Source organism: Acinetobacter haemolyticus CIP 64.3 = MTCC 9819 (assembly GCF_000369065.1).
Classification (GTDB): domain Bacteria; phylum Pseudomonadota; class Gammaproteobacteria; order Pseudomonadales; family Moraxellaceae; genus Acinetobacter; species Acinetobacter haemolyticus.
In genome coordinates this window covers 115,048-139,760 of record NZ_KB849799.1, presented here as the reverse complement: position 1 = coordinate 139,760, position 24,713 = coordinate 115,048, and the positions used below count along the sequence as shown (strand labels likewise).

General features: G+C 38.6%; 28 protein-coding genes. 9 read left to right on the top strand and 19 right to left on the bottom strand.

Going from position 1 to position 24,713, the window contains the following annotated elements:
* Positions 1-79: 79 nt before the first annotated feature.
* Together F927_RS00780 and F927_RS00775 are read right to left on the bottom strand one after the other, a co-directional pair.
* Complete coding sequence (locus tag F927_RS00780) at positions 80-1,189, bottom strand: S-(hydroxymethyl)glutathione dehydrogenase/class III alcohol dehydrogenase (protein WP_026057276.1); 1,110 nt, start codon at positions 1,187-1,189, stop codon at positions 80-82.
* A gap of 20 nt (positions 1,190-1,209) precedes the next feature.
* The gene (locus tag F927_RS00775) at positions 1,210-1,485 is read right to left on the bottom strand and encodes a metal/formaldehyde-sensitive transcriptional repressor (RefSeq protein WP_004639211.1); all 276 of its coding nucleotides are present in this window, start codon (positions 1,483-1,485) and stop codon (positions 1,210-1,212) included.
* A 215-nt stretch (positions 1,486-1,700) separates the two neighbouring features.
* On the opposite strand from F927_RS00775, the gene F927_RS00770 reads away from it, so the two are divergent.
* Complete coding sequence (locus tag F927_RS00770; RefSeq protein ID WP_026057275.1) at positions 1,701-3,227, top strand: phospholipase D family protein; 1,527 nt, start codon at positions 1,701-1,703, stop codon at positions 3,225-3,227.
* 14 nt (positions 3,228-3,241) lie between these two features.
* On the opposite strand, the gene F927_RS00765 is transcribed toward F927_RS00770, so the two are convergent.
* The 6 genes from F927_RS00765 to F927_RS00740 all read right to left on the bottom strand — a co-directional run bounded on the left by F927_RS00765 (position 3,242) and on the right by F927_RS00740 (position 6,938).
* Positions 3,242-3,826, bottom strand: coding sequence for a uracil-DNA glycosylase family protein (locus F927_RS00765; protein ID WP_005080594.1), 585 nt, complete (start codon positions 3,824-3,826; stop codon positions 3,242-3,244).
* Between the two features lie 127 nt (positions 3,827-3,953).
* Positions 3,954-4,214 (bottom strand): hypothetical protein, encoded by a 261-nt coding sequence (locus F927_RS00760; protein WP_005080592.1) that lies wholly within the window; start codon positions 4,212-4,214, stop codon positions 3,954-3,956.
* A 141-nt stretch (positions 4,215-4,355) separates the two neighbouring features.
* Complete coding sequence (locus tag F927_RS00755) at positions 4,356-5,054, bottom strand: histidine phosphatase family protein (protein WP_005080590.1); 699 nt, start codon at positions 5,052-5,054, stop codon at positions 4,356-4,358.
* A 168-nt stretch (positions 5,055-5,222) separates the two neighbouring features.
* The gene (locus tag F927_RS00750; protein ID WP_005080588.1) at positions 5,223-6,095 is read right to left on the bottom strand and encodes an MBL fold metallo-hydrolase; all 873 of its coding nucleotides are present in this window, start codon (positions 6,093-6,095) and stop codon (positions 5,223-5,225) included.
* A gap of 14 nt (positions 6,096-6,109) precedes the next feature.
* Positions 6,110-6,523, bottom strand: coding sequence for a DUF6691 family protein (locus tag F927_RS00745; RefSeq protein WP_004639217.1), 414 nt, complete (start codon positions 6,521-6,523; stop codon positions 6,110-6,112).
* Between the two features lies 1 nt (position 6,524).
* A complete protein-coding gene (locus tag F927_RS00740) occupies positions 6,525-6,938 on the bottom strand; it encodes a YeeE/YedE family protein (RefSeq protein WP_005080585.1) in 414 nt (137 codons plus the stop codon).
* Positions 6,939-7,153: 215 nt separating this feature from the next.
* Between F927_RS00740 and F927_RS00735 the strand changes: the two genes are divergently transcribed.
* From F927_RS00735 to F927_RS00715, 5 genes are all read left to right on the top strand, one after another.
* Positions 7,154-7,525: an MbcA/ParS/Xre antitoxin family protein gene (locus tag F927_RS00735; protein WP_004639219.1), complete on the top strand. Its 372-nt coding sequence runs from the start codon at positions 7,154-7,156 to the stop codon at positions 7,523-7,525.
* On the top strand, positions 7,522-8,247 hold the full coding sequence (locus tag F927_RS00730; RefSeq protein ID WP_005080582.1) for an RES family NAD+ phosphorylase: 726 nt from the start codon (positions 7,522-7,524) through the stop codon (positions 8,245-8,247). The genes F927_RS00735 and F927_RS00730 overlap by 4 nt, the downstream gene beginning before the upstream one ends.
* A gap of 82 nt (positions 8,248-8,329) precedes the next feature.
* On the top strand, positions 8,330-8,713 hold the full coding sequence (locus F927_RS00725; RefSeq protein ID WP_001055585.1) for a transposase: 384 nt from the start codon (positions 8,330-8,332) through the stop codon (positions 8,711-8,713).
* Positions 8,710-9,045, top strand: coding sequence for an IS66 family insertion sequence element accessory protein TnpB (tnpB, locus tag F927_RS00720; protein WP_000618091.1), 336 nt, complete (start codon positions 8,710-8,712; stop codon positions 9,043-9,045). Before F927_RS00725 ends, tnpB begins: the two co-directional genes overlap by 4 nt.
* Before the next feature lie 74 nt (positions 9,046-9,119).
* A complete protein-coding gene (locus F927_RS00715) occupies positions 9,120-10,703 on the top strand; it encodes an IS66-like element ISAba25 family transposase (RefSeq protein ID WP_005080579.1) in 1,584 nt (527 codons plus the stop codon).
* A 140-nt stretch (positions 10,704-10,843) separates the two neighbouring features.
* Here F927_RS00715 and F927_RS00710 read toward each other — a convergent pair whose 3' ends face one another.
* The 6 genes from F927_RS00710 to F927_RS00685 form a co-directional block, all read right to left on the bottom strand.
* A complete protein-coding gene (locus F927_RS00710) occupies positions 10,844-11,320 on the bottom strand; it encodes a DUF6438 domain-containing protein (protein WP_005080577.1) in 477 nt (158 codons plus the stop codon).
* Between the two features lie 126 nt (positions 11,321-11,446).
* A complete protein-coding gene (gene ispD, locus F927_RS00705) occupies positions 11,447-12,154 on the bottom strand; it encodes a 2-C-methyl-D-erythritol 4-phosphate cytidylyltransferase (RefSeq protein ID WP_005080575.1) in 708 nt (235 codons plus the stop codon).
* Positions 12,144-12,509, bottom strand: coding sequence for a cell division protein FtsB (gene ftsB, locus F927_RS00700; RefSeq protein ID WP_004639223.1), 366 nt, complete (start codon positions 12,507-12,509; stop codon positions 12,144-12,146). Before ftsB ends, ispD begins: the two co-directional genes overlap by 11 nt.
* A 129-nt stretch (positions 12,510-12,638) precedes the next feature.
* On the bottom strand, positions 12,639-13,928 hold the full coding sequence (gene eno, locus F927_RS00695; protein WP_004639224.1) for a phosphopyruvate hydratase: 1,290 nt from the start codon (positions 13,926-13,928) through the stop codon (positions 12,639-12,641).
* A 91-nt stretch (positions 13,929-14,019) separates the two neighbouring features.
* Complete coding sequence (gene kdsA, locus F927_RS00690) at positions 14,020-14,877, bottom strand: 3-deoxy-8-phosphooctulonate synthase (RefSeq protein ID WP_004639225.1); 858 nt, start codon at positions 14,875-14,877, stop codon at positions 14,020-14,022.
* Between the two features lie 30 nt (positions 14,878-14,907).
* Positions 14,908-16,545, bottom strand: coding sequence for a CTP synthase (locus F927_RS00685; RefSeq protein ID WP_004639226.1), 1,638 nt, complete (start codon positions 16,543-16,545; stop codon positions 14,908-14,910).
* A 368-nt stretch (positions 16,546-16,913) separates the two neighbouring features.
* Here F927_RS00685 and F927_RS00680 point away from each other — a divergent pair, with 368 nt between their 5' ends.
* On the top strand, positions 16,914-17,378 hold the full coding sequence (locus F927_RS00680; protein ID WP_005080572.1) for a hypothetical protein: 465 nt from the start codon (positions 16,914-16,916) through the stop codon (positions 17,376-17,378).
* Positions 17,379-17,449: 71 nt separating this feature from the next.
* Here F927_RS00680 and F927_RS00675 read toward each other — a convergent pair whose 3' ends face one another.
* The 4 genes from F927_RS00675 to F927_RS00660 form a co-directional block, all read right to left on the bottom strand.
* A complete protein-coding gene (locus F927_RS00675; protein WP_005080570.1) occupies positions 17,450-18,538 on the bottom strand; it encodes a YheT family hydrolase in 1,089 nt (362 codons plus the stop codon).
* A 21-nt stretch (positions 18,539-18,559) separates the two neighbouring features.
* Entirely contained in the window at positions 18,560-19,276 is a 717-nt protein-coding gene (locus F927_RS00670; RefSeq protein ID WP_005080569.1) for an SGNH/GDSL hydrolase family protein, read from the bottom strand.
* A gap of 30 nt (positions 19,277-19,306) precedes the next feature.
* Positions 19,307-19,723, bottom strand: a complete 417-nt coding sequence (locus F927_RS00665) for a nuclear transport factor 2 family protein (protein ID WP_005080566.1) — start codon at positions 19,721-19,723, stop codon at positions 19,307-19,309.
* Between the two features lie 72 nt (positions 19,724-19,795).
* On the bottom strand, positions 19,796-21,820 hold the full coding sequence (locus tag F927_RS00660; protein ID WP_005080564.1) for an NADPH-dependent 2,4-dienoyl-CoA reductase: 2,025 nt from the start codon (positions 21,818-21,820) through the stop codon (positions 19,796-19,798).
* Between the two features lie 123 nt (positions 21,821-21,943).
* Here F927_RS00660 and F927_RS00655 point away from each other — a divergent pair, with 123 nt between their 5' ends.
* Complete coding sequence (locus F927_RS00655) at positions 21,944-22,504, top strand: PadR family transcriptional regulator (RefSeq protein WP_004639232.1); 561 nt, start codon at positions 21,944-21,946, stop codon at positions 22,502-22,504.
* Complete coding sequence (locus F927_RS00650; RefSeq protein ID WP_005080562.1) at positions 22,504-23,424, top strand: alpha/beta fold hydrolase; 921 nt, start codon at positions 22,504-22,506, stop codon at positions 23,422-23,424. The genes F927_RS00655 and F927_RS00650 overlap by 1 nt, the downstream gene beginning before the upstream one ends.
* A 58-nt stretch (positions 23,425-23,482) precedes the next feature.
* On the opposite strand, the gene F927_RS00645 is transcribed toward F927_RS00650, so the two are convergent.
* Positions 23,483-24,526 (bottom strand): 3-deoxy-7-phosphoheptulonate synthase, encoded by a 1,044-nt coding sequence (locus F927_RS00645; protein ID WP_005080559.1) that lies wholly within the window; start codon positions 24,524-24,526, stop codon positions 23,483-23,485.
* Positions 24,527-24,713 lie beyond the last annotated feature (187 nt).

Below are 24,713 nucleotides of genomic sequence, written 5' to 3'. Positions count from 1 at the left end.
TGATAGTAATGATATACATCAATTCACATTGAATGATTTGATGATGTAGCTTATACACCATCAAATCTAAACTTAAAAATTAAAAATGAATCACCGTACGGATCGATTTGCCTTCATGCATGAGATCAAACGCATCATTGATATCTTCAAGTGGCATAGTATGGGTTACAAATGGTTCAAGCTGAATCTCACCTTTCATCGCATCTTCTACCATTTTAGGTAATTGAGTACGACCTTTTACTCCACCAAAGGCAGTACCCATCCACTTACGACCTGTTACTAATTGGAATGGACGAGTTGAAATTTCCTGCCCCGCACCTGCTACACCAATAATGATGGATTGCCCCCAACCACGATGAGCACATTCCAGTGCAGAGCGCATCACATTGGTATTACCAATGCATTCAAAAGAATGATCGACACCCCAACCCGTCATTTCAACAATCACTTGTTGGATGGGTTGATCATAATCTTTAGGGTTTAAGAAATCAGTTGCACCAAACTGTTTTGCAAGTTCAAATTTATCTGGGTTAGTATCGACTACAATAATACGCCCAGCTTTAGCTTGGCGTGCGCCTTGCACAACAGCAAGACCAATTCCGCCCAAACCGAACACAGCAACACTATCGCCTTCTTGAACCTTAGCTGTATTGTGTACTGCACCAATCCCTGTCGTCACACCACAGCCCAACAAACAGACTTGTTCATGATTTGCTTCTGGATTGATTTTTGCTAACGATACTTCAGCCACAACCGTATATTCACTGAAAGTTGAACATCCCATATAGTGATAAATCGGTTGACCATTATAGGAGAAGCGAGTGGTTCCATCAGGCATCACACCTTTACCTTGGGTTGCACGGACGGCAACACAGAGATTGGTTTTACCTGATTTACAGAACAAACATTCTTTACACTCTGCTGTATATAAAGGGATGACGTGATCACCCACTTCAACACTTGTAACACCTTCACCAACTTGAACTACTACGCCTGCACCTTCATGTCCCAATACTGCTGGAAAAACCCCCTCAGGATCATCACCTGATAAAGTAAAGGCATCGGTATGACATACACCAGTATGGGTAATTTTAATAAGCACTTCACCTGCTTTTGGCGGTTCAACATCTAACTCTACAATTTGTAGTGGTTGACCAGCGGCAAAAGCCACAGCTGCACGAGATTTAATCACAATATTGCTCCTTAATTTTACTTTAAATAAGATTTAAGAATTTTACTGACTTGAATAAGCTCTTGACTGCGTTGCAACTCAGAAGAGTCACCAACAACCAATGTATCTTTTAAATGGATTTCGAGGAGTTCAGTCATCAAACCGTTTAATGCACCACGGACTGCACAGATTTGTTGCAAAATATCAGCACACTCTGTGTCATTTTCCAAAGCACGTTCCACACTCTGAACTTGACCTTGAATTCGTTTTACACGTGTGAGAATCTTTTTTTTATCCTCTAATTGTTTAGGCATAATGTCGACCACATTAAATCTAAAAAATATACTATACACCAGTATAGTACATTGGTTCAATATTGATACTTTTATATAGAATAAGATTAAATCGTTACATTAAGACCTTAGAAATAAAAAGGTTTTAGAGATATATAAAATCAACAACATATAAATTACAGATGGATTCAATCTTGACAAATAAAATGATATAAAATTCATACCATTTTAAAGTCATAACACTTGCCATTGTCTTAGGACTGAGTGGTTGTACTTTACCAACCAATCAAAATAATGAGTGGAGTAATCATCCCTTGCAGACTAAAACAAAATGGGTAAACGACCCACAATCTGAGCACAACATTGAACAAGGCCTAACAGCGGTTTTAGCTTTAGATGACGCATTTCTAAGCATTGCCTCTCGTATGCACTTAATTCGAAATGCAAAACATCAACTGGACCTCCAATATTATATTTGGAATGACGATATTATCGGCAACTTGATGTTATATGAGTTACTCAAAGCAGCAGACCGAGGGGTGAAAATCCGCTTATTAATCGACGATCAAAATGGAACAAAACTTGATAAAACACTTGAAGCACTTTCTCAACATCCGAATTTAGAAATTCGTATTTTTAATCCATATAAATTCAGACATCTTCGTTTTATTGACTATATCTTTAGGCTCAATCAGATCAACCATCGTATGCACAATAAACTTACTATTGCGGATTCATCGATTGCTGTTACTGGCGGTCGAAACATTAGTAGTGAGTATTTTGAAGCAAGTGATCAATTTCAGTTTAGTGATATGGATATCTTATTCTATGGATCTTCTGTAGATCATGCCGTGGAAATATTTAATGAATTTTGGAATAGTGATTTGAGTTATTCGACCGAACAACTCATTGGTAAAGGAACAAACCAACAACTCGAACAAATCAAACAGCACTATCAGGCATTGGATGAAAAAAATACATTAACAGAGAGTAAATTAGAGTCTGCTCAAGATTATCTGAAAATTCTACTTCAAAATTATCCTATTCAATGGGCCAAAGCACATTTCGTTGCGGATCACCCAAATAAAGCATCAGGAAAAGCAAAGGAACAAGATCTTTTGTATTCTCAAGTCTTAAAAATAATGGGGAAACCAGAACAACATATGGAGTTAGTCTCTGCGTATTTTGTACCTACCAAACGTGGGACAGAATACTTAAATCAACTCTCAAATAACGGCATCAAGGTTCGTGTATTAACCAATAGTTTAGTTGCTAATGATGTCGCCGTGGTTCATTCCTTTTATAGTCAATATCGAAAATCACTGTTGCAAAATGGTGTGCAACTTTATGAGTTCAAACCAAATATTGAACGTAAGAAAAGGACTTGGTATGAAGTCGCTACAGGTAGTGTCATTCCAGTCAAAGGTAAAAACCGATCAAGCTTACATGCAAAATTTTTTGATGTAGATGGTAAAGTTTTTATTGGCTCCTTTAACTTTGATCCACGATCGGCTCACTTAAATACTGAAGTAGGATTAGTTGTTGAATCTGATCATTTACAAAATCAAATCACCACACTTCTTGATGAACATATGCTACAAGTTGCCTATCAGCTCAAACTTGATACGGATGGCAATATTATCTGGTATGAACATAAAGAAAATGGCGAGATAATAAAGCATCACCATGATCCTGAAAGCACTAAGTTTCAGCGTTTTACTATGAACTTTGTGTCATATTTTCCAGTGGAATGGATGATGTAAATCAATATTGATAACTAGACTAATCCTATTTCCGTGAAGAACTGACGATAAGCATTTGCTTTTTTCTCTAGTGCTAGCGGATATGCCCGTGATGATGAAGGCAAACGATATAAACTTAATTCCCGATCCATATAATTGACTTGTACAGATTGCCCAATCATCGGTTTAGCTACTTGTTCAGGGAAATGTTGCATTAGCGTGTCAGTTGCCTTATCACCTGTCGTCATGATGGTGTGACACAGTGGAATTTGCTCTAGCAATTTTGATAAATCTGTGGGCGTGACGATTTCTAAAAATTTATCTGATGCATTACCTTGCAAGCGTTTCACTTGATAAGCAGTGTCAAATATTCCTACACCAATTTGGGTTAAAAAGTCTCGAATGATTTGTTCTTTAAAGTTTTTATTGGGCAAATCTAAAAAGTAATCTTTATCCTCAAAGAAAATCAAACCAAAGATACGCCACATATCATTCTGATAATTTGGATAATAAAAATCCATCTTCCAGCGACTTTGTGGCGGTGGAAAACTTCCAAGCATCAAAAGTTTTGCATTTGATGGTAAAAAAGGTGCTAGAGGATGTGTTTCGATTTCGATCATGAATGCAAAAACCAAGATTTAAATGAGACAACTTTGTCTTCGCTAGTGACTCTGATTTGATCTAATTATTAGCGTTCAGCTAAAAAAGAAAGCCCACTTATAGGGCTTTCTCATCTGTTATTTGAGCTTAAGTATTGAACTCTTGCATCGTCATTTCACCCAAATAACCAATTGATATAGCAAATAAGTTTTCAGGCTCAGAAGAAGGATCATTTTTCTTTAACCATTCAAGACCAATAACACCCAACTCATTCAATTTTGACTTAGAAACTGGTGGCAGAAGCTTCTCTAAAGGTAATTGGATACTAAAATTCCGTGTGTTGCTACCACTGCTTTTATCATTAAATGTATAGCCAATTAAATACCAATGATATTTTTGTTCAGACATTTCTTATTCTCAAGTTTAAATAGTTGAGATATTTTTATACCATAAAAAAAACAAATTCCTAGCCGAAAAACTTCTCATCTGTATATTTTTTGTCATATAAATGAAGGACACACAATTTTTTGCCCTTCATATAAAACATCCCTATAACCATGTTAACAAAGCTGGGTTCTTGGATTTGATAAATTGGTGCTCATTTACACTTAATAGTAGAGGTTCACCATTTACGAGTTTTAATGTAGTCACACTTGTATTTGCAATAGACCAACTCAAAGCGAAAGTTCGCTGTACGCTTAACTCAAGTAATTTACCAATAATGACAGAAATAACCCCTCCAGAAGTGAATACAACAGCCTCTTGAGCTGGATTATTTGTGAGTTCTATACACAGATTTTTAAGTGCTGCTTCCACTCGAGTTTTAAATGTTGGCCAAGATTCATCATATTCATGATGAAATGCTTCATTTGTCCATCGAGCAATTGCCTCATCAAAGATCTGTGCTAAGTACGCCCTTGGATCTACTTCTTTAAAAACGTCTTGCTTTAACAATTCTGGTTTTGCAAATCTTGGTTCATATAAAGAAAATACTTGTTGATGATTGAACTCGTTCCACAAACCATCAACTTCATAACTGGCCTGAGGAAAACATTCTTTTAAAGAAATTTGTGTTGTTTGTTGATGACGCTTCATACTGCCCGAAATAATATAGGGTTGTTCAGTAAAAATATTTTTGAAATATTGACCTAAAAGTTGGGCCTGAGCTTCTCCATTCTTTGAAAGCTCATCGTAATTACTTTTACCAAATGAAGCTTGACCATGTCTGACTAAATAGATGGTGGTCATCAAACTACCCTAGTTTCTATACAGATTAAAAGAAATGTATTTTTATCATAGTCATTGAATTAATTTCAAAATTAAATCTTTTTAAATTGGTAAAACCTAAGTAAATTTTATAATTTACTTAGGCTATTTCAAATCAAAAAAATAACTAAATCGACTGAAGCATCGAAATTAATGACTAAAATAATTAAATGGTAATTTTAAGTAACGGACACCATTTGCTTCTGGTGCAGGAAATCGACCAGCATCCATATTGATTTGTATAGAAGGTAATATAAGTTTTGGCATAGACAAAGTTGCATCACGCGCCTGCCTCATTTGGACAAAATCCTGCTTCGCTGTGAGTTTGTTTATATGAATATTTGTCTCTCTCTGCGTATGAATACTTGTTTCACAAATATAGTCATTTCTTCCTTTAGGTTTATAATCATGACACAGAAAAACTCTCGTTTTATCTGGCAATTCATATAGCTTTTGGACCGAATCAAACAAAATATCTGCACTACCTTTCGGAAAATCACAACGAGCCGATCCATAATCTGGCATGAACAATGTATCACCAACAAAGACAGAATCACCAATCACGTAACTCAAACAAGCTGGGGTATGTCCTGGCGTAGGGATATTGTAAGCATCCAATTTGCCAATCATAAAATGTTCATGATCTTTAAAAAGATAATCAAAAGTTTGGTGTGAATTAAATGTCTTTACATCAAGATTGTATATAGAGCTAAAGGTCTCTTGCACAATACTAATTTTTTCACTCATCGCAATCTTGCCACCTAAACGCTCTTTGAGATACTGAGATGCGGTCAAATGATCTGCATGGACATGTGTTTCTAGTATCCACTCTACTCGGAAATGATTTTTTTGAATATACTCAATAATTTCATCAGCATGTGTCGTTTTTGTTGAGGCAGAAGCTGGATCATAATCCAATACACTATCAATCACAGCACACACATTGGTCTCTGCATCACTAACCACATAGCTAAACGTATTTGTGTTTTCATCAAAAAAAGCTTTAACTTGAGGATGTTGCATTTAATCACTCCTATTTATTGTCGTTTAGCCCAAACATAATGCAAATATATGCCCAACAACATTGCTCCGATAAAATACCAAGCTTCTGAATAACCTAAACCTATTAATGTAATTGCTGGCGCTGGACATACTCCTGCAATGCCCCACCCCATACCAAACAACAATGCACCGATAATTAAATTTTTATCAATCTGGGAGTTTGTTGGTAGATTAATTTTTTCACCAAATAATGTTCTAGGATTTCGAATCGCCTTTTGAAATGGAATGATTGCAACCAGAATAGCACCAACCATTACAAACATTAAGCTAATATCCCAGTCACCCAAAATATCCAGAAATCCCAATACTTTTTCAGGATTAGACATTCCAGAAATCATTAAGCCAATAGCAAATAAGCTGCCAAATATAAAAGCAAACAAATTTTTCATATTACAGCCCCATTAAATGACGAATGATATATACGGTTGCTATACCTGCGGACATAAATGTAACTGTTGCAACAATTGACCTTATTGATAATCGACTGATCCCACAAATACCATGACCACTCGTACAACCAGAACCTAAACGTGTACCAAAACCAACCAAAAGCCCTGCTACAATTAACCCCAATGGTGATGATTTGATGATAATTTCAGGCTGAAGAAATAGTTGATAAACAAATGGAGTGATCAATAATCCCAATAGAAACCATAATGCTGGACTATAAAAAAAAGCTTTAGGGTGCAGTAGCTGTGCCAGTAATCCACTGATTCCAGCAATCCGCCCATTGACATACAAATAGCCAATAACAGAAATTCCAAGTATTCCGCCACCGATCAAAGCCATCAAGATGCTATGCATATTTCGCCCCAAATAATATATGTTTTTATAATATATTATTACCAATAATAATATAAGGTGTTTTTCTATATTTCATGTAATTCTTATTTTAGATTACATCAATTTCATTTAAAAATTGATTTGGAAGCATCAAAAAGGAATTACTTCAAGTAGCACGTTGTGCATTTTGCACAATTATATTAAAATAAGTGCATATACAACATGAGGGTTTGATCATGAGTGCATTATTAAAACAACCCGCAGATAAAAAAGTAGTTCTTGCAAAAGCAGTACTCAGTGCCGCTGAGCAACTTGATTTAAAGCAAGTACAACTTGCCGCCATTTTAGGTGTACATCGCACAGCGATTAGTCGATTGAAAAATAATCCTGAATTAGATCCCGCATCTAAACAAGGTGAGTTAGCATTGCTTCTTATTCGTTTATCACGCGCATTGTATGCACTAACTGGCGGAGACACGGATTGGATGCGTCATTTTTTGAACACACCAAATCGTGTTACAGGTGGTATTCCTGTTGAACAAATTGAAAGTATAAGTGGACTGGTTTCAGTTCTTCAATTTGTCGATGCGATTCGAGGTAAAGTATGACCGCCATTGAGCAAAATTTATGGCAAAGTTGTGAAGGAAACAAACAAGTCTCACCTTTATCAGGTACTTTATATCGTCTAGTTGAAAGCCAAGAACAAATTGCAACTAGGCAGTTGGTTGATACTTTAGAAGAACAAGCATTGCTCGAGGATATGTTAGAGTTAGTTAAACCACCATATCCTCCAAAGTCAGAGCATTTACATTACCTACTCAAAACACCATTTCGTTATCCACCGTTAAAATGGGGATCACGTTTCGGTCGTACTTTTGAACCCAGTATTTTTTATGGTGGGTGTAGTGTCAATGTGACATTGGCTGAATCAGCTTATTATCGCTTTGTATTCTGGCACTCAATGGATGGTGCGCCAAAGAAAAAAACGATACGCACTGAGCATACTCTATTTTCAGTAGGCTATCACTGCCATAAGGGTATTCGTTTACAATCCCCTCCTTTTGACCAATATCTGGATCTAATTGCTCATCCTACAAATTATAGTTATGCACAACTATTAGGCACAGCAATGCGGAATGAAGGAATTGAGATCTTTGAATATCCGTCAGCTCGAGCAAGTGATCATGCTACCTGTGTCGGATTATTCACCGCAGAGCATTTCAGCCAAAATAGCCCTTTAGATCGAGAACAATGGTTCTGTGACATAGGTGCTGAAGAAGTTATATTTAAAGCAGTAGAAGGATCTGATATCGTTCGCTTTGAATTGTAAGCATCCGGCTAACACAGCCTTACCAAGCGATCCTATAAGCCTTAATTTAGTTCCCACCTAAAAACAAGTGGGGACTTAATCCATGAACATGGATATATATTCAGCAACACCTCCTGTTGCTAAAAAACGCCGAAAATACAGCAAAGAATTCAAACTCAGTATTGTCAATGCCTGCAAAAATCCTAATACCTCGATCGCTTCGGTCGCACTGCAACATAGTATTAATGCCAACCTTGTCAGTCGTTGGATCAGGATCTTCAGCCATCATGAGGGTGCCGTGCAGGATCCTACTCATGTGAATCCAGCATTTATTGCTTTGCCTTACACTGCTGCAATCAGCCAACCTATTGATGAGAGGATCACGTTGTGTATCACCGTGCCTCATACGAATAATGATATTCAGCTAAAATGGCAGACATCAGAAATACCTGCCTTGGCAGAATTACTCAAGGCACTTGCAACATGATCCGCATTGATGAAATCTGGTTGTCTACTCAGCCCATGGACATGCGTGCAGGTATGGATACGACCATGGCTCAGGTGGTGAGAGCCTTTGGCTACATCAAACCGCATTGTGCTTACCTGTTCTGTAATAAACGTGGCCATCGCATGAAAGTGCTGGTACATGATGGATTGGGCATCTGGCTGTGTGCCCGGCGGCTGGAACAGGGCAAATTTCACTGGGCTCAAGTTCACCAAGGTGAAACCGTGGCCCTCAGCCCGGAACAGTTACAGGCACTGATCCAAGGTTTGCCCTGGCAGCGCATTGGACGACAGCAGGTGGTGACGATGCTTTAAACCAGGCTCGACCATTCTGCTATTCTCCAAACGTTCTATTTCATTCTTCTCATGACCTCAGGCATACTGCGGTCATGAATACGCTGCCTGACTTAAGCCAACTGACCCATGAACAACTGCTGGAATTCACCAGGCAGTTGGCGCTGCAGCATCAGTCTCTAGCACAATCAAACCAACAATTGGATGCCAAAGTTCAACATCTTTCTATTCTCAATCAAAAATACGAGCATGAACTGGCGCTGTTTAAAAAGCACAAATTCGCCCAAAAGAATGAACACTTAACGGCAAAACAAATCCATCTGTGGGATGAAGCGGTTGAAGAAGATATTGCCGCGGTTGATCTAGAACTGGAACGGCTAAATGCAGATAAAACCAATGCAGCGACACAGAAAGCCAAAACCAATAAACCTAAACGTCGACCACTGCCAGATCATCTACACACCATCCGTATTGAGCATGAACCTGCATCAACCCAATGTGCTTGTGGCTGCCAACTCCGTCGTATCGGCGAAGATGTCAGTGAAAAACTGCATTTCAGACCGGCACAGTTCTATAAGGAACAGCATGTGCGTGGTAAATGGGTCTGTGATCAGTGTGACACTCTAACTCAGCAAGCGATGCCCGCCTATGTGATTGATAAAGGCATTGCTTCACCTGAATTGCTCAGCCATGTGCTGGTATCGAAGTATGCCGATCATTTGCCGCTGTACCGTCAACGCCTGATCTATCAGCGGGCGGGCATTGAACTTTCTAGATCAACTTTATCTGACTGGATAGGTCGCTGCGGTGTAGAACTGGAACCTCTGGCCAATGCCTTAAAAGAGGTGGTGCTGCAACAGCGGGTGCTGCATGCAGATGAAACACCGGTCACCATCATGCGGATGGGTGAGAATAATAAAAAACCGAAGAAAGGTTATGTCTGGGCCTATGCCACCACACAGTATAATCCAGTTCAGGCGGTGATCTATGACTTTCAGGATAGTCGTTCAGGCCAGCATGCTGAAGAGTTCTTGAAAGGCTGGCAGGGCTATCTAGTCTGTGATGATTACAGTGGTTATAAAGCACGTTTTAAATCAGGCCAGGTGATTGAGGTGGGGTGCATGGCCCATGCACGTCGTAAATTCCATGAACTGCATGTAACTGGGAAAAGTCAGGTTGCTGAACAGGCCTTAGTGCTGATTCAGAAACTGTATGCGATAGAAGCAGAACTCAGGAAAAAGACCGATGGTACAGCGGAAGACCGCCGCGAATACCGACAACAGCATAGTCAACCAGTGATGCAACAACTATATGAATGGCTCAACCAACATCATCTGACAGTGCCATCGAGTTCTCCCACCGCCAAGGCTATCAATTACACTCTGAAGCGTTGGCCAGCCTTAAGCCGCTATCTGGATGATGGCAATCTACCGATATGCAACAATTGGGTAGAGAATCAGATGCGTCCCTGGGCGTTGGGACGCAAGAACTGGCTGTTTGCAGGTTCGCTGCGCAGTGGTCAGCGAGCGGCAAACATCATGACTTTAATCCAGTCAGCAAAGCTGAATGGCTTGGATCCGTATGCCTATTTAAGTGATGTGCTGAAAAGGTTACCGACACACAAAGTGACCCAAATTGAAGAATTGCTGCCGCACTGCTGGAAACCTAAATCGAATTAAAAAATAGGTATGGGATTCAGCGGACGCTTACTTTGAATTATCGCAGTTTTTACAACAAGGTATTTTTCCAATGCCTGCATAAAAGCACATAATAGAAAAAGGCCCCGAAATATCGGGGCACATATAAAGCTTAGCGTTGATTAACTTACTAAATCTTCAATTCCAATCAATTTAGGTAATTTCTCAATCAGTTTATTTAACTCAGCATTTGCTGGTGAAATGCACCCCATATAGTGACTTAAGTTCGTCACTGTACCATCTGGACTTTTCCAAGAAAAATATGCATTCGGCTGGTCTGTTTCAGTTTCTTCACATCCCGTAGTTTTAACATTCGCACCTGTTTCAGGACGGTAAGTTTTTAACTCTTGTTGTAATTTTTTATAAACAGAAGGATCAACTGTAAGATCTTGAGTTCCTGTTACTTTGGTATATTGCTTACCATCAAAGTGGACTGAACCATTAGGAGAAACTTCAACAGAATAAATAGGACAAGTACCGAAACATGGACTAGATGAATAGCGAATAGTTTCTTGTGCTGTTGTCTGTGGCTGTTGAGAAGTAGATGCACAACCAACCAGTGAGAAGGTAAAAAGTCCAGCAATTAATAATTTTTTCATTTATTGACCCATTATCAAGAATGTTGTTCAAATTTAACAAATTGTGAATTAATTGTCATTTATCTGTGTAGATAAATAATAAAATTCACATATTCTACTTAGGCTATTTCCAGTTCAAGAAAGCACCTAAATATTTGAGTTCTCTGCTTGAGATTTTAGAATAAGACGCGCAAGCTCTAAATCATCTTTATAAGTAATCTTAATGTTATCTGATCGCCCTTGTACAACATGTACAGGCTGATTGATATATTCTAAAGCACTTGCTTCATCGGTAATAATCACTTGATTTGCCAAAGCTACTTCAATTGCATATTGTAAATCTTTGAGTTTTGTCATTTGTGGTGTTTGTGCTTGCCATAAGAACTCACGATTTACTGATTTTTCTATTTGATTCTTAGTTTGAACTTGCTTTAAGGTGTCTCGAACAGGAATGGCTAAAATCGAGTTTGTATCAGTTTCAATTGCTGAACGTACAAGCTCTTGTAAACATATAGATGTGACGCATGGTCGCGCAGCATCATGTACAAGCACCCAATCATCTTCATCAGCAATATCGGATAAATATATGAGAGCATTCAATACTGAATGAACACGCTCTGAACCGCCCAAGCAAAAATGCATTTTGTCTTGACGTTGAAAGGATAATGTCTTGGCAAAAGTATCTTGCTCACCGATAGCGAGAACACAACCTGCTAAATCTAATGTATGAAGCCGGTTTACCGTGTGTTGAAGCACCGTTTGATTTTCGATAAATTGATATTGTTTTAATTCAGTTTTTGAAAAACGACTGCCAGAACCTGCTGCTGGTACAACCGCCCATAGCTTAGTTCTCATTGGTTGCTGTATCTACTTTCGCATTTGGATCGATATATATTGGTTTATATTGGGTACTAATCGTACTCATTTGCACAAATGTTTCGTTAGGTTTGATCAAACCCAAATCTAAACGTGCATGTTCTTCAATCGCTTCACTTCCATTTTTTAAATCAAAAACTTCAGCCGCTAGAATACGATTGCGCTCTTTTAACTCAGTATTAATCTCTGCTTGTTGTTGGATCTGTTGAGTTAATGCTTGATGAGGGACATAGCCTCCCTCACCTAGCCAAAAGCGATACTGTAAACTTGCGATCAAAACAACCGCCAGTAATAAAATCAACTTACTTGAAGTAGATTGAAAAACATCTAACATTGAAAACTCCCTACATCCTTCTTTTTAAAGGAAGATCTGTCACGAATTTTATCGGATTATTAATTCGTGAAGTTTCTCTCTTTTGTAAAGAAAGTTCATCAGGAGAATTCAACATAGATACACGTTACCTTAGTTTAGACCTTTAAATTCAGCCTTACCACGGTAAGCCGCTTTGGTTAATTCTTCAATACGAAGCAATTGGTTATATTTTGCTACACGGTCAGAACGACAAAGTGAACCCGTCTTGATTTGACCAGCTGCAGTACCCACTGCCAAGTCAGCAATTGTTGAATCTTCAGTTTCACCAGAACGGTGAGAAATTACTGTCGAGTAACCATTTGCTTTTGCAAGATAGATTGCATCTAAAGTTTCAGTCAACGTACCGATTTGGTTGTATTTGATCAAAATAGAGTTACCTACTTTCTCATCAATACCACGTTGTAAAATCTTAGGGTTTGTAACGAATAAATCATCACCAACCAATTGGATCTTATCACCAAGGATTGATGTTAAGTAGCTCCAACCTTCCCAGTCAGATTCATCTAAACCGTCTTCAATAGAGATAATTGGATACTGGTTTACAAGACCTGCAAGATAATCCGCAAACTGGTTGCTTGTAAATGCACGATTGCCTTCGCCTTCTAAAACGTATTGACCGTTTTTGTAGAATTCTGAAGATGCACAGTCCAATGCAAGCATCATGTCTGAACCAGCTTTGTAACCTGTTTGTTCAATTGCTTGAAGGATTACAGTAATTGCTTCTTCATTAGAACGTAAGTTAGGCGCAAAACCACCTTCATCACCAACTGCTGTATTTAAACCTTGTTTCTTTAAAACTGATTTTAAAGAATGGAATACTTCAGCACCAGCACGTAACGCTTCAGAGAATGAAGTGAAGCCAACAGGCTCAATCATAAACTCTTGAATATCAACAGTGTTGTCCGCATGTTCGCCACCGTTGAGGATGTTCATCATCGGTACAGGCATGGTTAAAATTGTTTGACCACGAAGATCCGCGATGTATTGGAAAAGAGGAAGTTTCTTTTCTTCAGCAGCAGCACGTGCAGCGGCCAATGAAACAGCCAAAGTTGCGTTAGCACCTAATTTTTCTTTGTTTTCAGTACCATCAAGCGCGATCATTGTGTTATCAATGTCTTTTTGCTCAAAAACTGACTTACCCAACAAAGCATCACGAATCAATGTGTTAACGTTGTTAACTGCTGTACGTACACCTTTACCTAAGTAACGTGATTTATCACCGTCACGAAGTTCTAAAGCTTCACGAGAACCAGTTGAAGCACCAGATGGTGCACATGCACGACCAACAACCCCAGATTCTAAAATTACGTCTGCTTCGATGGTTGGGTTACCACGAGAGTCCAAAATTTCGCGTGCACGAATATCAACGATTTGGCTCATGAACAATTCCTCTGTTGAATGAATATTAAATTAAACCTTGATTTACATTGAGAACCCCCTTGTTAGAGGAACTCAAAGGGGAAAAACCGGCTTAATGTGTATCTAACTTTTTGAATCCTTTAACCAAAGTATCCAATTCTTTTAATTGCGCCAAGAATGGCTCAAGTTGTGATAAACGCAAAGCACATGGGCCATCACATTTCGCTTTTTCAGGATCAGGATGTGCTTCTAAAAACAAACCTGCTAAACCTGTTGCCATACCTGCACGTGCTAAAGTCGTAATTTGAGCACGGCGACCACCTGCAGAATCAGCTCGACCACCAGGTGTCTGCAATGCATGTGTTACATCGAAGAATACTGGAACATTCATTTCTTTCATGATGTCAAAGCCAAGCATATCTACAACTAAATTGTTATAACCAAATGCCGAACCACGTTCACAAAGAATGAGTTTGTCATTTCCAGCTTCTAAGCACTTATGCAAAATATGACGCATTTCATGAGGTGCAAGGAACTGTGCTTTCTTGATATTGATAATGGCTTGAGTTTTTGCCATTGCTTCAACAAGATCAGTCTGACGACTTAAAAATGCGGGTAGCTGAATAATATCTGCAACTTCAGCGACAGGTGCTGCCTGATATGGCTCGTGAACATCCGTGATAATCGGAACATTAAATTGTTTTTTAATGTCAGCAAGCCACTCAATGCCTTTTTCTAAACCAGGTCCACGAAAAGAGTTCAAGCTCGAACGATTTGCTTTATCAAAACTCGCTTTGAACACATATGGAATATCTAGGCGTTTGCAAATATCAATATAAGTTTCAGCAATTTCAAATGCTAAATCTTTGGACTCTAGTACGTTCATTCCGCCAAATAATACAAATGGCAAATGATTTGCCATTTGTATATCGCCTAAACGTACAACTTCTTGTGCTTTTAATTGTGACATTTAAACTTTCCCAGTTTATTTAAGCCTACATTACTTACTATTTTGATGCTGTTTTTTCGCAGCATCGATAAAGCTAGCAAATAATGGATGTCCATCACGTGGTGAACTTGTAAATTCTGGATGGAATTGTACAGCAATAAACCAAGGATGTTCAGGAATTTCTACAGTTTCAACTAAATGTTGCGCTGAAGAGTAACCAGAAATCTTCATGCCTGCTTCTTCAATCGCATCAATGAAACGGTTATTCATTTCATAGCGATGGCGATGGCGCTCAGTAATTTCTGCTTTACCATATACTTCACGAGTCTTAGTGCCTTCAACCAATTCAGATTTTTGTGCACCTAGACGCATGGTGCCGCCTAAATCAGATTCAAGACTACGTTGCTGTAATTCGCCACGCTCATCTAACCATTCAGTAATTAAACCGATAAGAGGATACTTAGTTGAACGATTAAACTCTGTTGAACTTGCCTCTGGCATAGCAGCAACATGTCGAGCGAACTCGATAACTGCCAACTGCATTCCTAAACAAATACCCAAGAAAGGAATATTGTTCTCACGTGCATATTGAATCGCTTTCATTTTGCCTTCAGTACCACGCTCACCAAAGCCGCCTGGAACCAGAATCGCATCAGCAGCATTTAAAACACTGATGTCTTGCTGCTCAAGATCTTCAGCATTGACATAATCAATCTGAACTTTAACGCGATTTTGAATACCTGCATGTAAAAGCGCTTCGTTTACAGATTTATATGCATCTGGTAACTCAACATACTTACCGACCATTGCAACACGGACTGTGTATTCAGGATTGAGTAATGCTTCTACTACATTGTCCCAATCTTCTAGATTTGCTTCAGGAAGATCATTAAAGCCGAAACGTTCGCAGATCAAATCATCCACGTTTTGCTCATAGAAAGTACGTGGAATTTGGTAAATTGTTTTTGCATCTTTACATACAACAACTGCACGTGCCTCTACATTCGTAAACAATGCAATTTTACGCTTTGTATCAACATCAACATCGTATTCAGTACGACAGATCAAGATATCTGGTTGAATACCGATTGAAAGAAGTTCTTTAACTGAGTGCTGAGTTGGCTTAGTTTTAAGCTCAGCAGCAGATTTAATATATGGCAATAAGGTCAAGTGCATAAGCATGGTACGCTTATGACCAAGCTCAACCATTAACTGACGTACTGATTCCATAAATGGAAGTGATTCGATATCACCTACAGTACCGCCAATTTCTACAATGGCAACATCATAACCTTCGCCAGCACGCAATACGCGTTCTTTGATGTTGTCTGTGATATGTGGAATAACTTGAACCGTACCACCTAAATAATCACCACGACGCTCTTTATTCAAAACATCCTGATAAACACGACCACTTGTAAAGTTATTCAACTTGGTCATTTTTGCACGACGTAGGAAACGTTCGTAATATCCCAAATCTAAGTCAGTTTCAGCACCATCCTCTGTGACAAAAACTTCACCATGCTGAAATGGGCTCATGGTGCCTGGATCGACATTGATATATGGATCCATTTTTACCATAGTGACTTTCAAGCCACGAGCTTCCAAAAGTGCAGCAACAGAAGCAGCAGAAATACCTTTACCTAGTGATGAAACCACACCACCAGTGACAAAAATAAAATGGGTCATTGAGTTTCTCGTACAATCGAGCCGAAATCGGCCTACAATGTTGGGCAATTTTACTGTACTCTGCCCCTATAAAGCAAAGTCAAACCGCATCAATTCAAAGAACTATAAACAACTGACTATTCTATCAGCATTTTCGATAAAAATTTACGGGATTTGTGGAGATTTAATACATAAATTGCTTTGGTTATTCCTAAATTTGGTTTCTGTCTCCAAAAATTATGCATATACGTGGTTCGAACCCAGCAACTAATAAGCTTATCAGTGCAAGCATTTATAAAATATCAACAAACTCAGCTAGTATCAGTGATATTTTCAGATAATTTTGCTGTTATAATCGCAACGTCTTTATTTAATATGTTGTTTTAGCAATGGCAAATAAAAAACTTTTAATTTGTGCAGCAATCGCCACAGGTCTTTTATTGACAGCTTGTGTGAAAAAAGAAGAACCTAAAAATGAAGAGCAACAGTCTGAGCAATCGACTGAAACACAAATCACTGAACAGCAACCTGAGTCAGTAGAAACCAATCAACAGTTTGAAACGCTAGAAAGTGTGGACACTGAAGAAGCTCCTGCACCTTCAGTTGAGACGATGCGAGAGGAAACAGAGAATACAACGACCGAAATTCGTCGTGAAACTCGTCCAGCCCAATCTCAAAGCAATAGCACACCGACTGAAACCTCACGTACTGAATCAGCTAGACCTGCTCAAACTGAACCAAGTGCCCCTAGAACTGAGCAGCCTAAAGCGCCAAAACCTAGCGGTCCTAGCCAGTCTGAAGAAGATGCTGTTGCTGCTGCAATTGCTGCTGCGACCCCGGCTCTTAACAACTAATATGTTGTATAGCGTTAAAACCAAATGTTATGCGCCGCTTTAATTGCGGCGCATATTTTTTGTGGAGCTGATTATGAATAGTTTTTGAAAAAATCAGCCATTAAACGTGAAGCCCAAGATTTAACACTTAGACTTTCATAAAAGCCACAGTGACTTCCCTTCTTCGTCGTAATAACAACAATATTTTCCATTTGTTTAATTGTATCTTTATACGGCTCCAAATTTTTAATGGAACATACGGGATCATCTTCAGCATTCAAAATCATTAATGGAATTTTGATATTCTGAAATACATAAATCGGATTAATGGCCTTGCAATAACTCTGATAATCCTGATACCCAGCCATTTCAAAATATGCTTTCTCAAACTCTTCTAGACTTGTTGTCGCCAACACTTTCTCTAGTGATGGAACTCGACTCCAAATATTCTTATATGGCTCAATAAAGTGTTTGAATAATTTTTTTGTCATTACCTTACTATAAAAAGGATGGACATTTTTAAATCCTATTTCAGTGTCATAGCCTGGGCACATCGCAAAAGCAGCTTTAAAAGGCGTATTTTCTGCTTGCTCGCCAAGATGACGTACTAACAAGCCAGTACCAGCAGAGGAACCAACCGCATACAAATCTGACTTTGGAAATAGTTTTTGGATATGATCCAACTGCTCTTTAAGATCACTGGTTGAACCAAACAAAGAAATCTGTGGAACTGGCATTGGTAAACCTGCATGACCTCGACGCAGACACAACGCGATTCGCCAACCCGTATATTCGTGTAAATCCTTAACCAATTCACGCATACTCTCAGGTGTACCTGTAATCGTATGCATCATAACAACTGTTGGCGTGTCTTTAGGAAGATTAAAACCATACCATGCAATTGCAGTAATACCACCATCATGCATAGTGAGTTGATCAATTCGATCATATTCAAGCTTGACTGTTTTCTTTCTAATCACGTCAAAATATAAAAGGTGAACATGTGTATTGCTCAACCAAGGTGTTGGGCGATATTTTCGTTTTAATTGAGGTAATTTTTCTAAAACATCTTTAATTTTCCCTTGCGGGTGATAGTACATTTTTGGAAGTTCTGTACCTAATGCAAAATCAAATAATTCCGAACCTAGAACTTTAAGTTTATTTAGAGTGGATATGCCCATAATTTCATTCCTCCCTCTATGTTAGGGGTTAAACGATTGCCGCACTATATCTGCGACTTGTTTCCCCCAAATTGCATAAATTTCACGACTTGGATGAAAACCATCTGCTGCCATTGATATGTTTAATGCCTGAAAAACCTCGATGTCATATGAAATAAATCTAAATTGTTGTTGTGAAGCTAACCATTGTTGTAAGGTGTTATTCATCTGTTCTGCGTATCTTCCAAACAACCATGCTAAAGGTTGAGGTAATGCTGGAAAATGCTGCATCGGTGGTACTCCTGATACAATAACCAATTTTGGCCGAAAACGGTTTTGTATTTGAGTAAATAATTGTTTTTGTTGTTTTATCCATGTACCTAGAGATGTCAATTTAGTGATATCATTAACACCTATTGACGTTACAATTACATCATAATCACGCTCATCTATCTCAACTATTGCTTCACACACTTGTTGGGTTGTAAGCCCCGTTCTAGCATGCAATCTCCATTTCAATGTATAGTCATTTTTGAGCTCAGAAATAATCGCACCTGATAATGCTTCTTCCTGCCTCTCTACGCCAACACCTGCTGCCGCTGAATCACCCAATATAAGTAAAGACAGTGGTTTTCCCTCGCCCACAAGCCCATCTCTATCACCCTGTGGTTCAGGTAATAATGGCGTTCGTTTACGTACGATCATGCCTTGAGTAATCAAAACAGGTAATAAAACAATAGTTGATAAGTTTAGCCACATTTTAATAGTCTCAATATTACTTAGGCTATTTTATTTTGATGAATTTGATTGATACTGAGCAAATCTTGCACCCATCTGTTCAGCCAATACAGCTAAACCACTCATTGGTCGAATCATTACTTCAAAGTCAATGATTTTACCTTGTGCGTTAAACCGAATCATATCAATACCTTTAAGCGATTTCCCACTTACATCGGCACTAAATTCCAACACTACATTTGCACCATCTTCCGTATAAAATTCACGGTGATAAGTAAAGTTTTCAAAAACCTGTATCACATTGGTCAAAATAAAGAAAACCACTTGTTTCCCCTCATAAGGCTTATAAGCAACAGGAGAACGAAACACGACATCTTCAGCCAATAAATCATTTAAATTTGCGAGGTCACCAGTGTTAATCATCTGATGCCATTTTTCTAAAGCTCGCTTGGTTGTATCAATTGTCATTGTTTTTTCCTTATCATTAGACTCATAAAATTAGAGACATTCCTAACAAAAGAGAATGTCTCATTGTTTTATTTATAGCACTGCCGCGAGTTCAGCACCTTGGCGAATTGCACGTTTGGCATCCAACTCACCTGCTTCTTTTGCCCCACCAATCAAATGCACATTTTTACCATCAGCTTTGAGTTGATCGTACATCGCTGTATACGATTCCTGACCAGCACAAATCACGACATTATCGACTTCAAGTACGATTTGATGATCATTCACAGTTATATGCAAACCTTGATCATCCACTTTGTCATAGCTTGCCCCTGCTACCATTTTGACGTCACGATGTTTTAGACCTGTTCTATGAATCCAACCTGTGGTTTTACCCAATCCTGAACCAACAGCAGCTGTTTTACGCTGCAATAGATAAATCTCACGTTCAGATTTCTCTAATTCAGGTTGCTTTAAACCACCAACATTTTCATATGAGGTATCAATTCCCCACTCTGCATAGAATTTTTCTGGATTTAAGCTTCCACTTTCACCTTCATGACTTAAATATTCAGCCGTATCAAATCCAATACCGCCTGCGCCAATGATTGCTACACGCTTACCCACAGGTACACGCTCTTTCAATACTTGCAAATAACTTAAGACTTTGGGATGGTTGATCCCTTCAAACTGTAGTTGACGAGGCGTGACACCCGTAGCCACGACGATCTCATCATAATCAGCTTGACTCAACTCCTCATAGGTCACGGTGTGATTGAGGACTAGTTCGATATTTGGCTGCAACTCGATTTGGCGTTTAAAATAACGCAAGGTTTCATAAAACTCTTCTTTCCCAGGAATGGTTTTGGCTATATTAAATTGTCCACCAATTTGATCACCTGAATCAAAAACCTTTACTTTATGACCACGACTCGCAGCATAAACTGCAAAACTCAATCCAGCTGGTCCAGCACCAATTACTGCGATATTTTTTTCAACATTCACTTCTTTAAATATAAGCTCTGTTTCATAACATGCGCGTGGATTAACCAGACAAGTAGCCACTGTCATAGAAAAAATATGATCTAAACACGCTTGGTTACACCCAATACAAGTATTAATCTCATCACTACGACCCTGACTCGCTTTAAGAACAAACTCTGCATCTGCCAACATCGGACGTGCCATAGAAATCATATCTGCATGACCAGAAGCCAATACGTATTCTGCCATTTCAGGCGTATTAATCCGATTCGATGTAATTAATGGAATAGAAACAGAACCTTTTAATTTTTCTGTGACCCATGTAAATGCTGCGCGTGGCACTTTAGTTGCGATCGTTGGAATACGAGCTTCATGCCAGCCTATGCCTGTATTAATAATTGTTGCACCAGCTTGTTCTATTGCTTTCGCAAGCTGTATCACTTCTTCTAGACTTGAACCGCCCTCAACTAAATCCAACATTGAAAGACGATAAATGATAATAAAATTTTCCCCGACCAAATCTCGCGTACGCTTCACAATCTCAATTGGAAAACGAATACGATTTTCGTAGCTACCACCCCATTCATCATCACGATGATTGGTACGTGCTGCAATAAACTCATTGATCAAGTAACCTTCTGAGCCCATAATTTCAACACCATCGTACCCAGCATATTGGGCCAGTTTTGCACAATTAGCAAAATCATCAATAGTCTGCTGGACTTCAGCAGAACTTAACGCTTTTGGCTTAACTGGATTGATAGGCGCTTGAATTGCTGATGGTGCAACATTATTTGCTTGATACGAATAACGACCCGTATGAAGAATCTGCATTGCAATCTTACTACCAGCATCATGCACTGCTTGAGTAACCACTTTATGCTTTTCTGCCTCTTCGATACTATCCAATTTAGTGCCATGTGCAAAAACAACACCATCATCATTAGGAGAAACACCTCCAGTAACGATTAAACCAACGTCACCTCTAGCACGCTCTGCATAAAAAGCCGCCATGCGCTCGTAACCTTGTGGTGCTTCTTCTAAACCAATGTGCATAGACCCCATAAGCACACGGTTTTTTAAAGTGGTAAAACCTAAATCTAATGGCTCTAATAAATGTGGATAAGCCGACATGTGTTCTCCTCTTGCGAGCAATCTGCTAGCTAATGCAACTTGTTGCATAGATTTATAAACAAGATTTGATTTTTATGCAACATATTGCATAATTCTGATGAGTCATTTTTATATTGGATCAACATGTCACTCGCCCACGTTTTATTGACGAGCCTACTAGAAAAGCCAAGTACAGGTTTCGAGCTAGCTCGTCGTTTTGATCGCTCAATGGGCTTCTTTTGGAATGCGACGCATCAGCAAATCTATAGAGAACTCAATGGTATGCTGAAAAAAGGATGGATATCGACAATAGAAGAACAAGCGGCAAATAGCCGAAAAAAAACCTATCAAATCGAACAGTCTGGACGGATACAACTTGCCTCGTGGATAGAAGAGCAAAGTGAACCAGCCCAGCTTCGTGATGACCTTATGGTCAGATTAAGAGCCGAAGCTCAACTCGGTGGTAATAAAATTTTGCCAGAATTGGAACGACATTTAATATTACATAAGGAAAAATTAAGCCTTTATCAAGCAATTCATGATAAAGATTTTAAAAACAATGAACCTACTAATCGTGTTCTGTTTATTCATAAAATGATCCTAGAACTCGGTATCATTAAAGAAAATGAATGGATAAAATGGTTAGAACAAATGATTCCTCAACTGAAAAAGTTTGAAGAACAAAACGAAATTGGAGAAAAATAATGCCGTTTTATACCATGCCTGATCAAGAAAAATTATTTGTTCGACGTGTAGGTGAAGGTGAACCCGTACTCGTCTTATCGGGACTCGGTATGCAAAGTTGGCAGTGGCTTCCTTTTTTATTTGCTAGTCGTAAACAATATGAATTTATTATCCCTGATTGGCGTGGTTTTGGCGGCTCTAAGGATTGTGCAATTCCTCACTTAGATGCCATTTCAAGTCATTGGAGTGATATTGATACGCTGATTAAACTATTAAAATTGGATCAATTCATTTTGATGGGCTATTCAATGGGTGCAACAACTGCAATGCACGGAATGAAACATGGCCAATTATCGCAAAAACTTAAAGCCTATCTTCATATTGATCAAACACCTAAAATTTCTGTAGATGAATCTTGGCAATACGGTTTATTTGGAGAAAAACAACCTCAATTTAAAAAGCTTCTTAAGCAAATTCAGACGCTATTATTAGACTATAGACACGCCTTAAAACTCGAAGATTTGCCTAATGATATTCGATTTAAACTAGTGAGTTTATGGGGGGCATTTATTGAGCTCCAAAGTAACAACAAATACAGCCCAAAGGTGTTTAAGCTCGCACTACACCGTCCTTTTTTACAAAAGTATTTACTACCTATACAGCGTCTAGACTATTTACTTTGGTATGTTGAAAACTATTTAAATCATAACGAAGATTACAGAGATGCGATTAGCCAAATAGACTGCCCAACTACTTTTTTTATAGGTCGCGAATCGACACTCTATCCTGAAACTGGACAAACTTTAATTGCTGAAAGTCTAATGAATGCAAATACTGTATATTTTGAACGTTCAGGACATACACCTTTGATTACAGAACCAAGAAAATTCACTCAAGAGATAGGTCTATTTCTTTCAGCACATTCAAGTCATGCGGCATAATGAATGATAAATAAAATTACTAGCCAATATCTTTGAATTGGCTAGTAAGATTTCAACATCACTTTTTTGATCTCATTTGTTCTGCAACATCTAATAAAGCTTGTTCAGTTTTATCCCAACCTAAACAACCATCAGTCACCGATTGTCCATATGTCATATCGCAAGAAATCTTTTGATTCCCATCAACCAAGTGACTTTCAATCATCACACCACGAACTTTGGACTCAGCACGTTCTGCAATGATTTGCTTTAATACATTCGGTTGTTGTAATGGATCCTTACCACTATTTCCATGACTACAATCAATCACCAATGCTGGTAAATGCTTATGCTTAAAATGCATTGCTTGAATTGATGCTAAGTCATAATTTGTGCCTTGGTTAGAACCGCGTAAAATTAAATGCGGTAATGGATTACCATTGCTATGAAGAATTGCAGGTAATCCCTGTTGTGTCATTCCTAAAAATTGATGACCATTTAAAGCAGATTGAATTGCATCTAAAGCAATCTGAATCGAACCATCCGTACCATTTTTGAAGCCAATGCTATACGGCATATGACTCGCAATTTCACGGTGGATTTGTGATTCGCTAGTACGTGCGCCAATTGCGCCCCAGGCCAATAAATCATCGAAGTAACCTGTAGCCATAGGGCTTAATATTTCGCTTGCAATAGGTAATCCTTTTTCAATGAGCTGTAAATAAAGCTCACGAGATTTTTCTAAACCTAATTGTAAATCTGATGATCCATCTAAATTTGGGTCATATAAGAAACCTTTCCAACCTACTGTTGTGCGAGGCTTCTCAATGTATGCTCGCATCACGAGAAATATCTGATCTTTCACTTGTTCTTGTAGTTGTTGTAAGCGATCAGCGTACTCTAATACAGCAATAGGATCATGAATCGAACAAGGCCCTGTAATTACCATTAAACGAGGATCATGACCTGATAAAATATTTTGAATCGTTTGACGATGTTTTGAAATCTGCTGCGCCAAAGTAGCGGACAAGGGATACTGCGCTTTGAGCTGTGTAGGTAAGCTGAGCATTGATTCTTTTGTATGCGTTTGTGGTTGTGTCAAAGCAGTATTTAAAGCATTCATTTTCATTTCCTTTGGACTGCTAAACAGTCCGAATATTTATTTGAGCAAGTGTGATCTAAGCGACGTTGATTTCTTCGCAAAGTAAAACCAAGAAGTCTTGCTAAAATATGAAACGTTAAATGTATACATGATGATTCTCCTAAGGTAATGATTGTTAAAGCATAAAAAAACCTGATCGGTGTTGCCG

Bases quoted from the DNA above. Each gene is read 5' to 3' on its own strand.
- ispD (WP_005080575.1), bottom strand. From the start codon at position 12,154: ATGAGAACTAAGCTATGGGCGGTTGTACCAGCAGCAGGTTCTGGCAGT.
- F927_RS00750 (WP_005080588.1), bottom strand. From the start codon at position 6,095: ATGCAACATCCTCAAGTTAAAGCTTTTTTTGATGAAAACACAAATACG.
- F927_RS00685 (WP_004639226.1), bottom strand. From the start codon at position 16,545: ATGACCCATTTTATTTTTGTCACTGGTGGTGTGGTTTCATCACTAGGT.
- F927_RS00740 (WP_005080585.1), bottom strand. From the start codon at position 6,938: ATGCATAGCATCTTGATGGCTTTGATCGGTGGCGGAATACTTGGAATT.
- F927_RS00755 (WP_005080590.1), bottom strand. From the start codon at position 5,054: ATGACCACCATCTATTTAGTCAGACATGGTCAAGCTTCATTTGGTAAA.
- F927_RS00730 (WP_005080582.1), top strand. From the start codon at position 7,522: ATGACCGCCATTGAGCAAAATTTATGGCAAAGTTGTGAAGGAAACAAA.
- ftsB (WP_004639223.1), bottom strand. From the start codon at position 12,509: ATGTTAGATGTTTTTCAATCTACTTCAAGTAAGTTGATTTTATTACTG.
- F927_RS00645 (WP_005080559.1), bottom strand. From the start codon at position 24,526: ATGAATGCTTTAAATACTGCTTTGACACAACCACAAACGCATACAAAA.
- F927_RS00670 (WP_005080569.1), bottom strand. From the start codon at position 19,276: ATGTGGCTAAACTTATCAACTATTGTTTTATTACCTGTTTTGATTACT.
- F927_RS00710 (WP_005080577.1), bottom strand. From the start codon at position 11,320: ATGAAAAAATTATTAATTGCTGGACTTTTTACCTTCTCACTGGTTGGT.
- F927_RS00650 (WP_005080562.1), top strand. From the start codon at position 22,504: ATGCCGTTTTATACCATGCCTGATCAAGAAAAATTATTTGTTCGACGT.
- F927_RS00655 (WP_004639232.1), top strand. From the start codon at position 21,944: ATGTCACTCGCCCACGTTTTATTGACGAGCCTACTAGAAAAGCCAAGT.
- F927_RS00675 (WP_005080570.1), bottom strand. From the start codon at position 18,538: ATGGGCATATCCACTCTAAATAAACTTAAAGTTCTAGGTTCGGAATTA.
- tnpB (WP_000618091.1), top strand. From the start codon at position 8,710: ATGATCCGCATTGATGAAATCTGGTTGTCTACTCAGCCCATGGACATG.
- F927_RS00680 (WP_005080572.1), top strand. From the start codon at position 16,914: ATGGCAAATAAAAAACTTTTAATTTGTGCAGCAATCGCCACAGGTCTT.
- F927_RS00765 (WP_005080594.1), bottom strand. From the start codon at position 3,826: ATGATCGAAATCGAAACACATCCTCTAGCACCTTTTTTACCATCAAAT.
- F927_RS00715 (WP_005080579.1), top strand. From the start codon at position 9,120: ATGAATACGCTGCCTGACTTAAGCCAACTGACCCATGAACAACTGCTG.
- F927_RS00775 (WP_004639211.1), bottom strand. From the start codon at position 1,485: ATGCCTAAACAATTAGAGGATAAAAAAAAGATTCTCACACGTGTAAAA.
- F927_RS00725 (WP_001055585.1), top strand. From the start codon at position 8,330: ATGAACATGGATATATATTCAGCAACACCTCCTGTTGCTAAAAAACGC.
- eno (WP_004639224.1), bottom strand. From the start codon at position 13,928: ATGAGCCAAATCGTTGATATTCGTGCACGCGAAATTTTGGACTCTCGT.
- kdsA (WP_004639225.1), bottom strand. From the start codon at position 14,877: ATGTCACAATTAAAAGCACAAGAAGTTGTACGTTTAGGCGATATACAA.
- F927_RS00735 (WP_004639219.1), top strand. From the start codon at position 7,154: ATGAGTGCATTATTAAAACAACCCGCAGATAAAAAAGTAGTTCTTGCA.
- F927_RS00660 (WP_005080564.1), bottom strand. From the start codon at position 21,820: ATGTCGGCTTATCCACATTTATTAGAGCCATTAGATTTAGGTTTTACC.
- F927_RS00760 (WP_005080592.1), bottom strand. From the start codon at position 4,214: ATGTCTGAACAAAAATATCATTGGTATTTAATTGGCTATACATTTAAT.
- F927_RS00665 (WP_005080566.1), bottom strand. From the start codon at position 19,723: ATGACAATTGATACAACCAAGCGAGCTTTAGAAAAATGGCATCAGATG.
- F927_RS00745 (WP_004639217.1), bottom strand. From the start codon at position 6,523: ATGAAAAATTTGTTTGCTTTTATATTTGGCAGCTTATTTGCTATTGGC.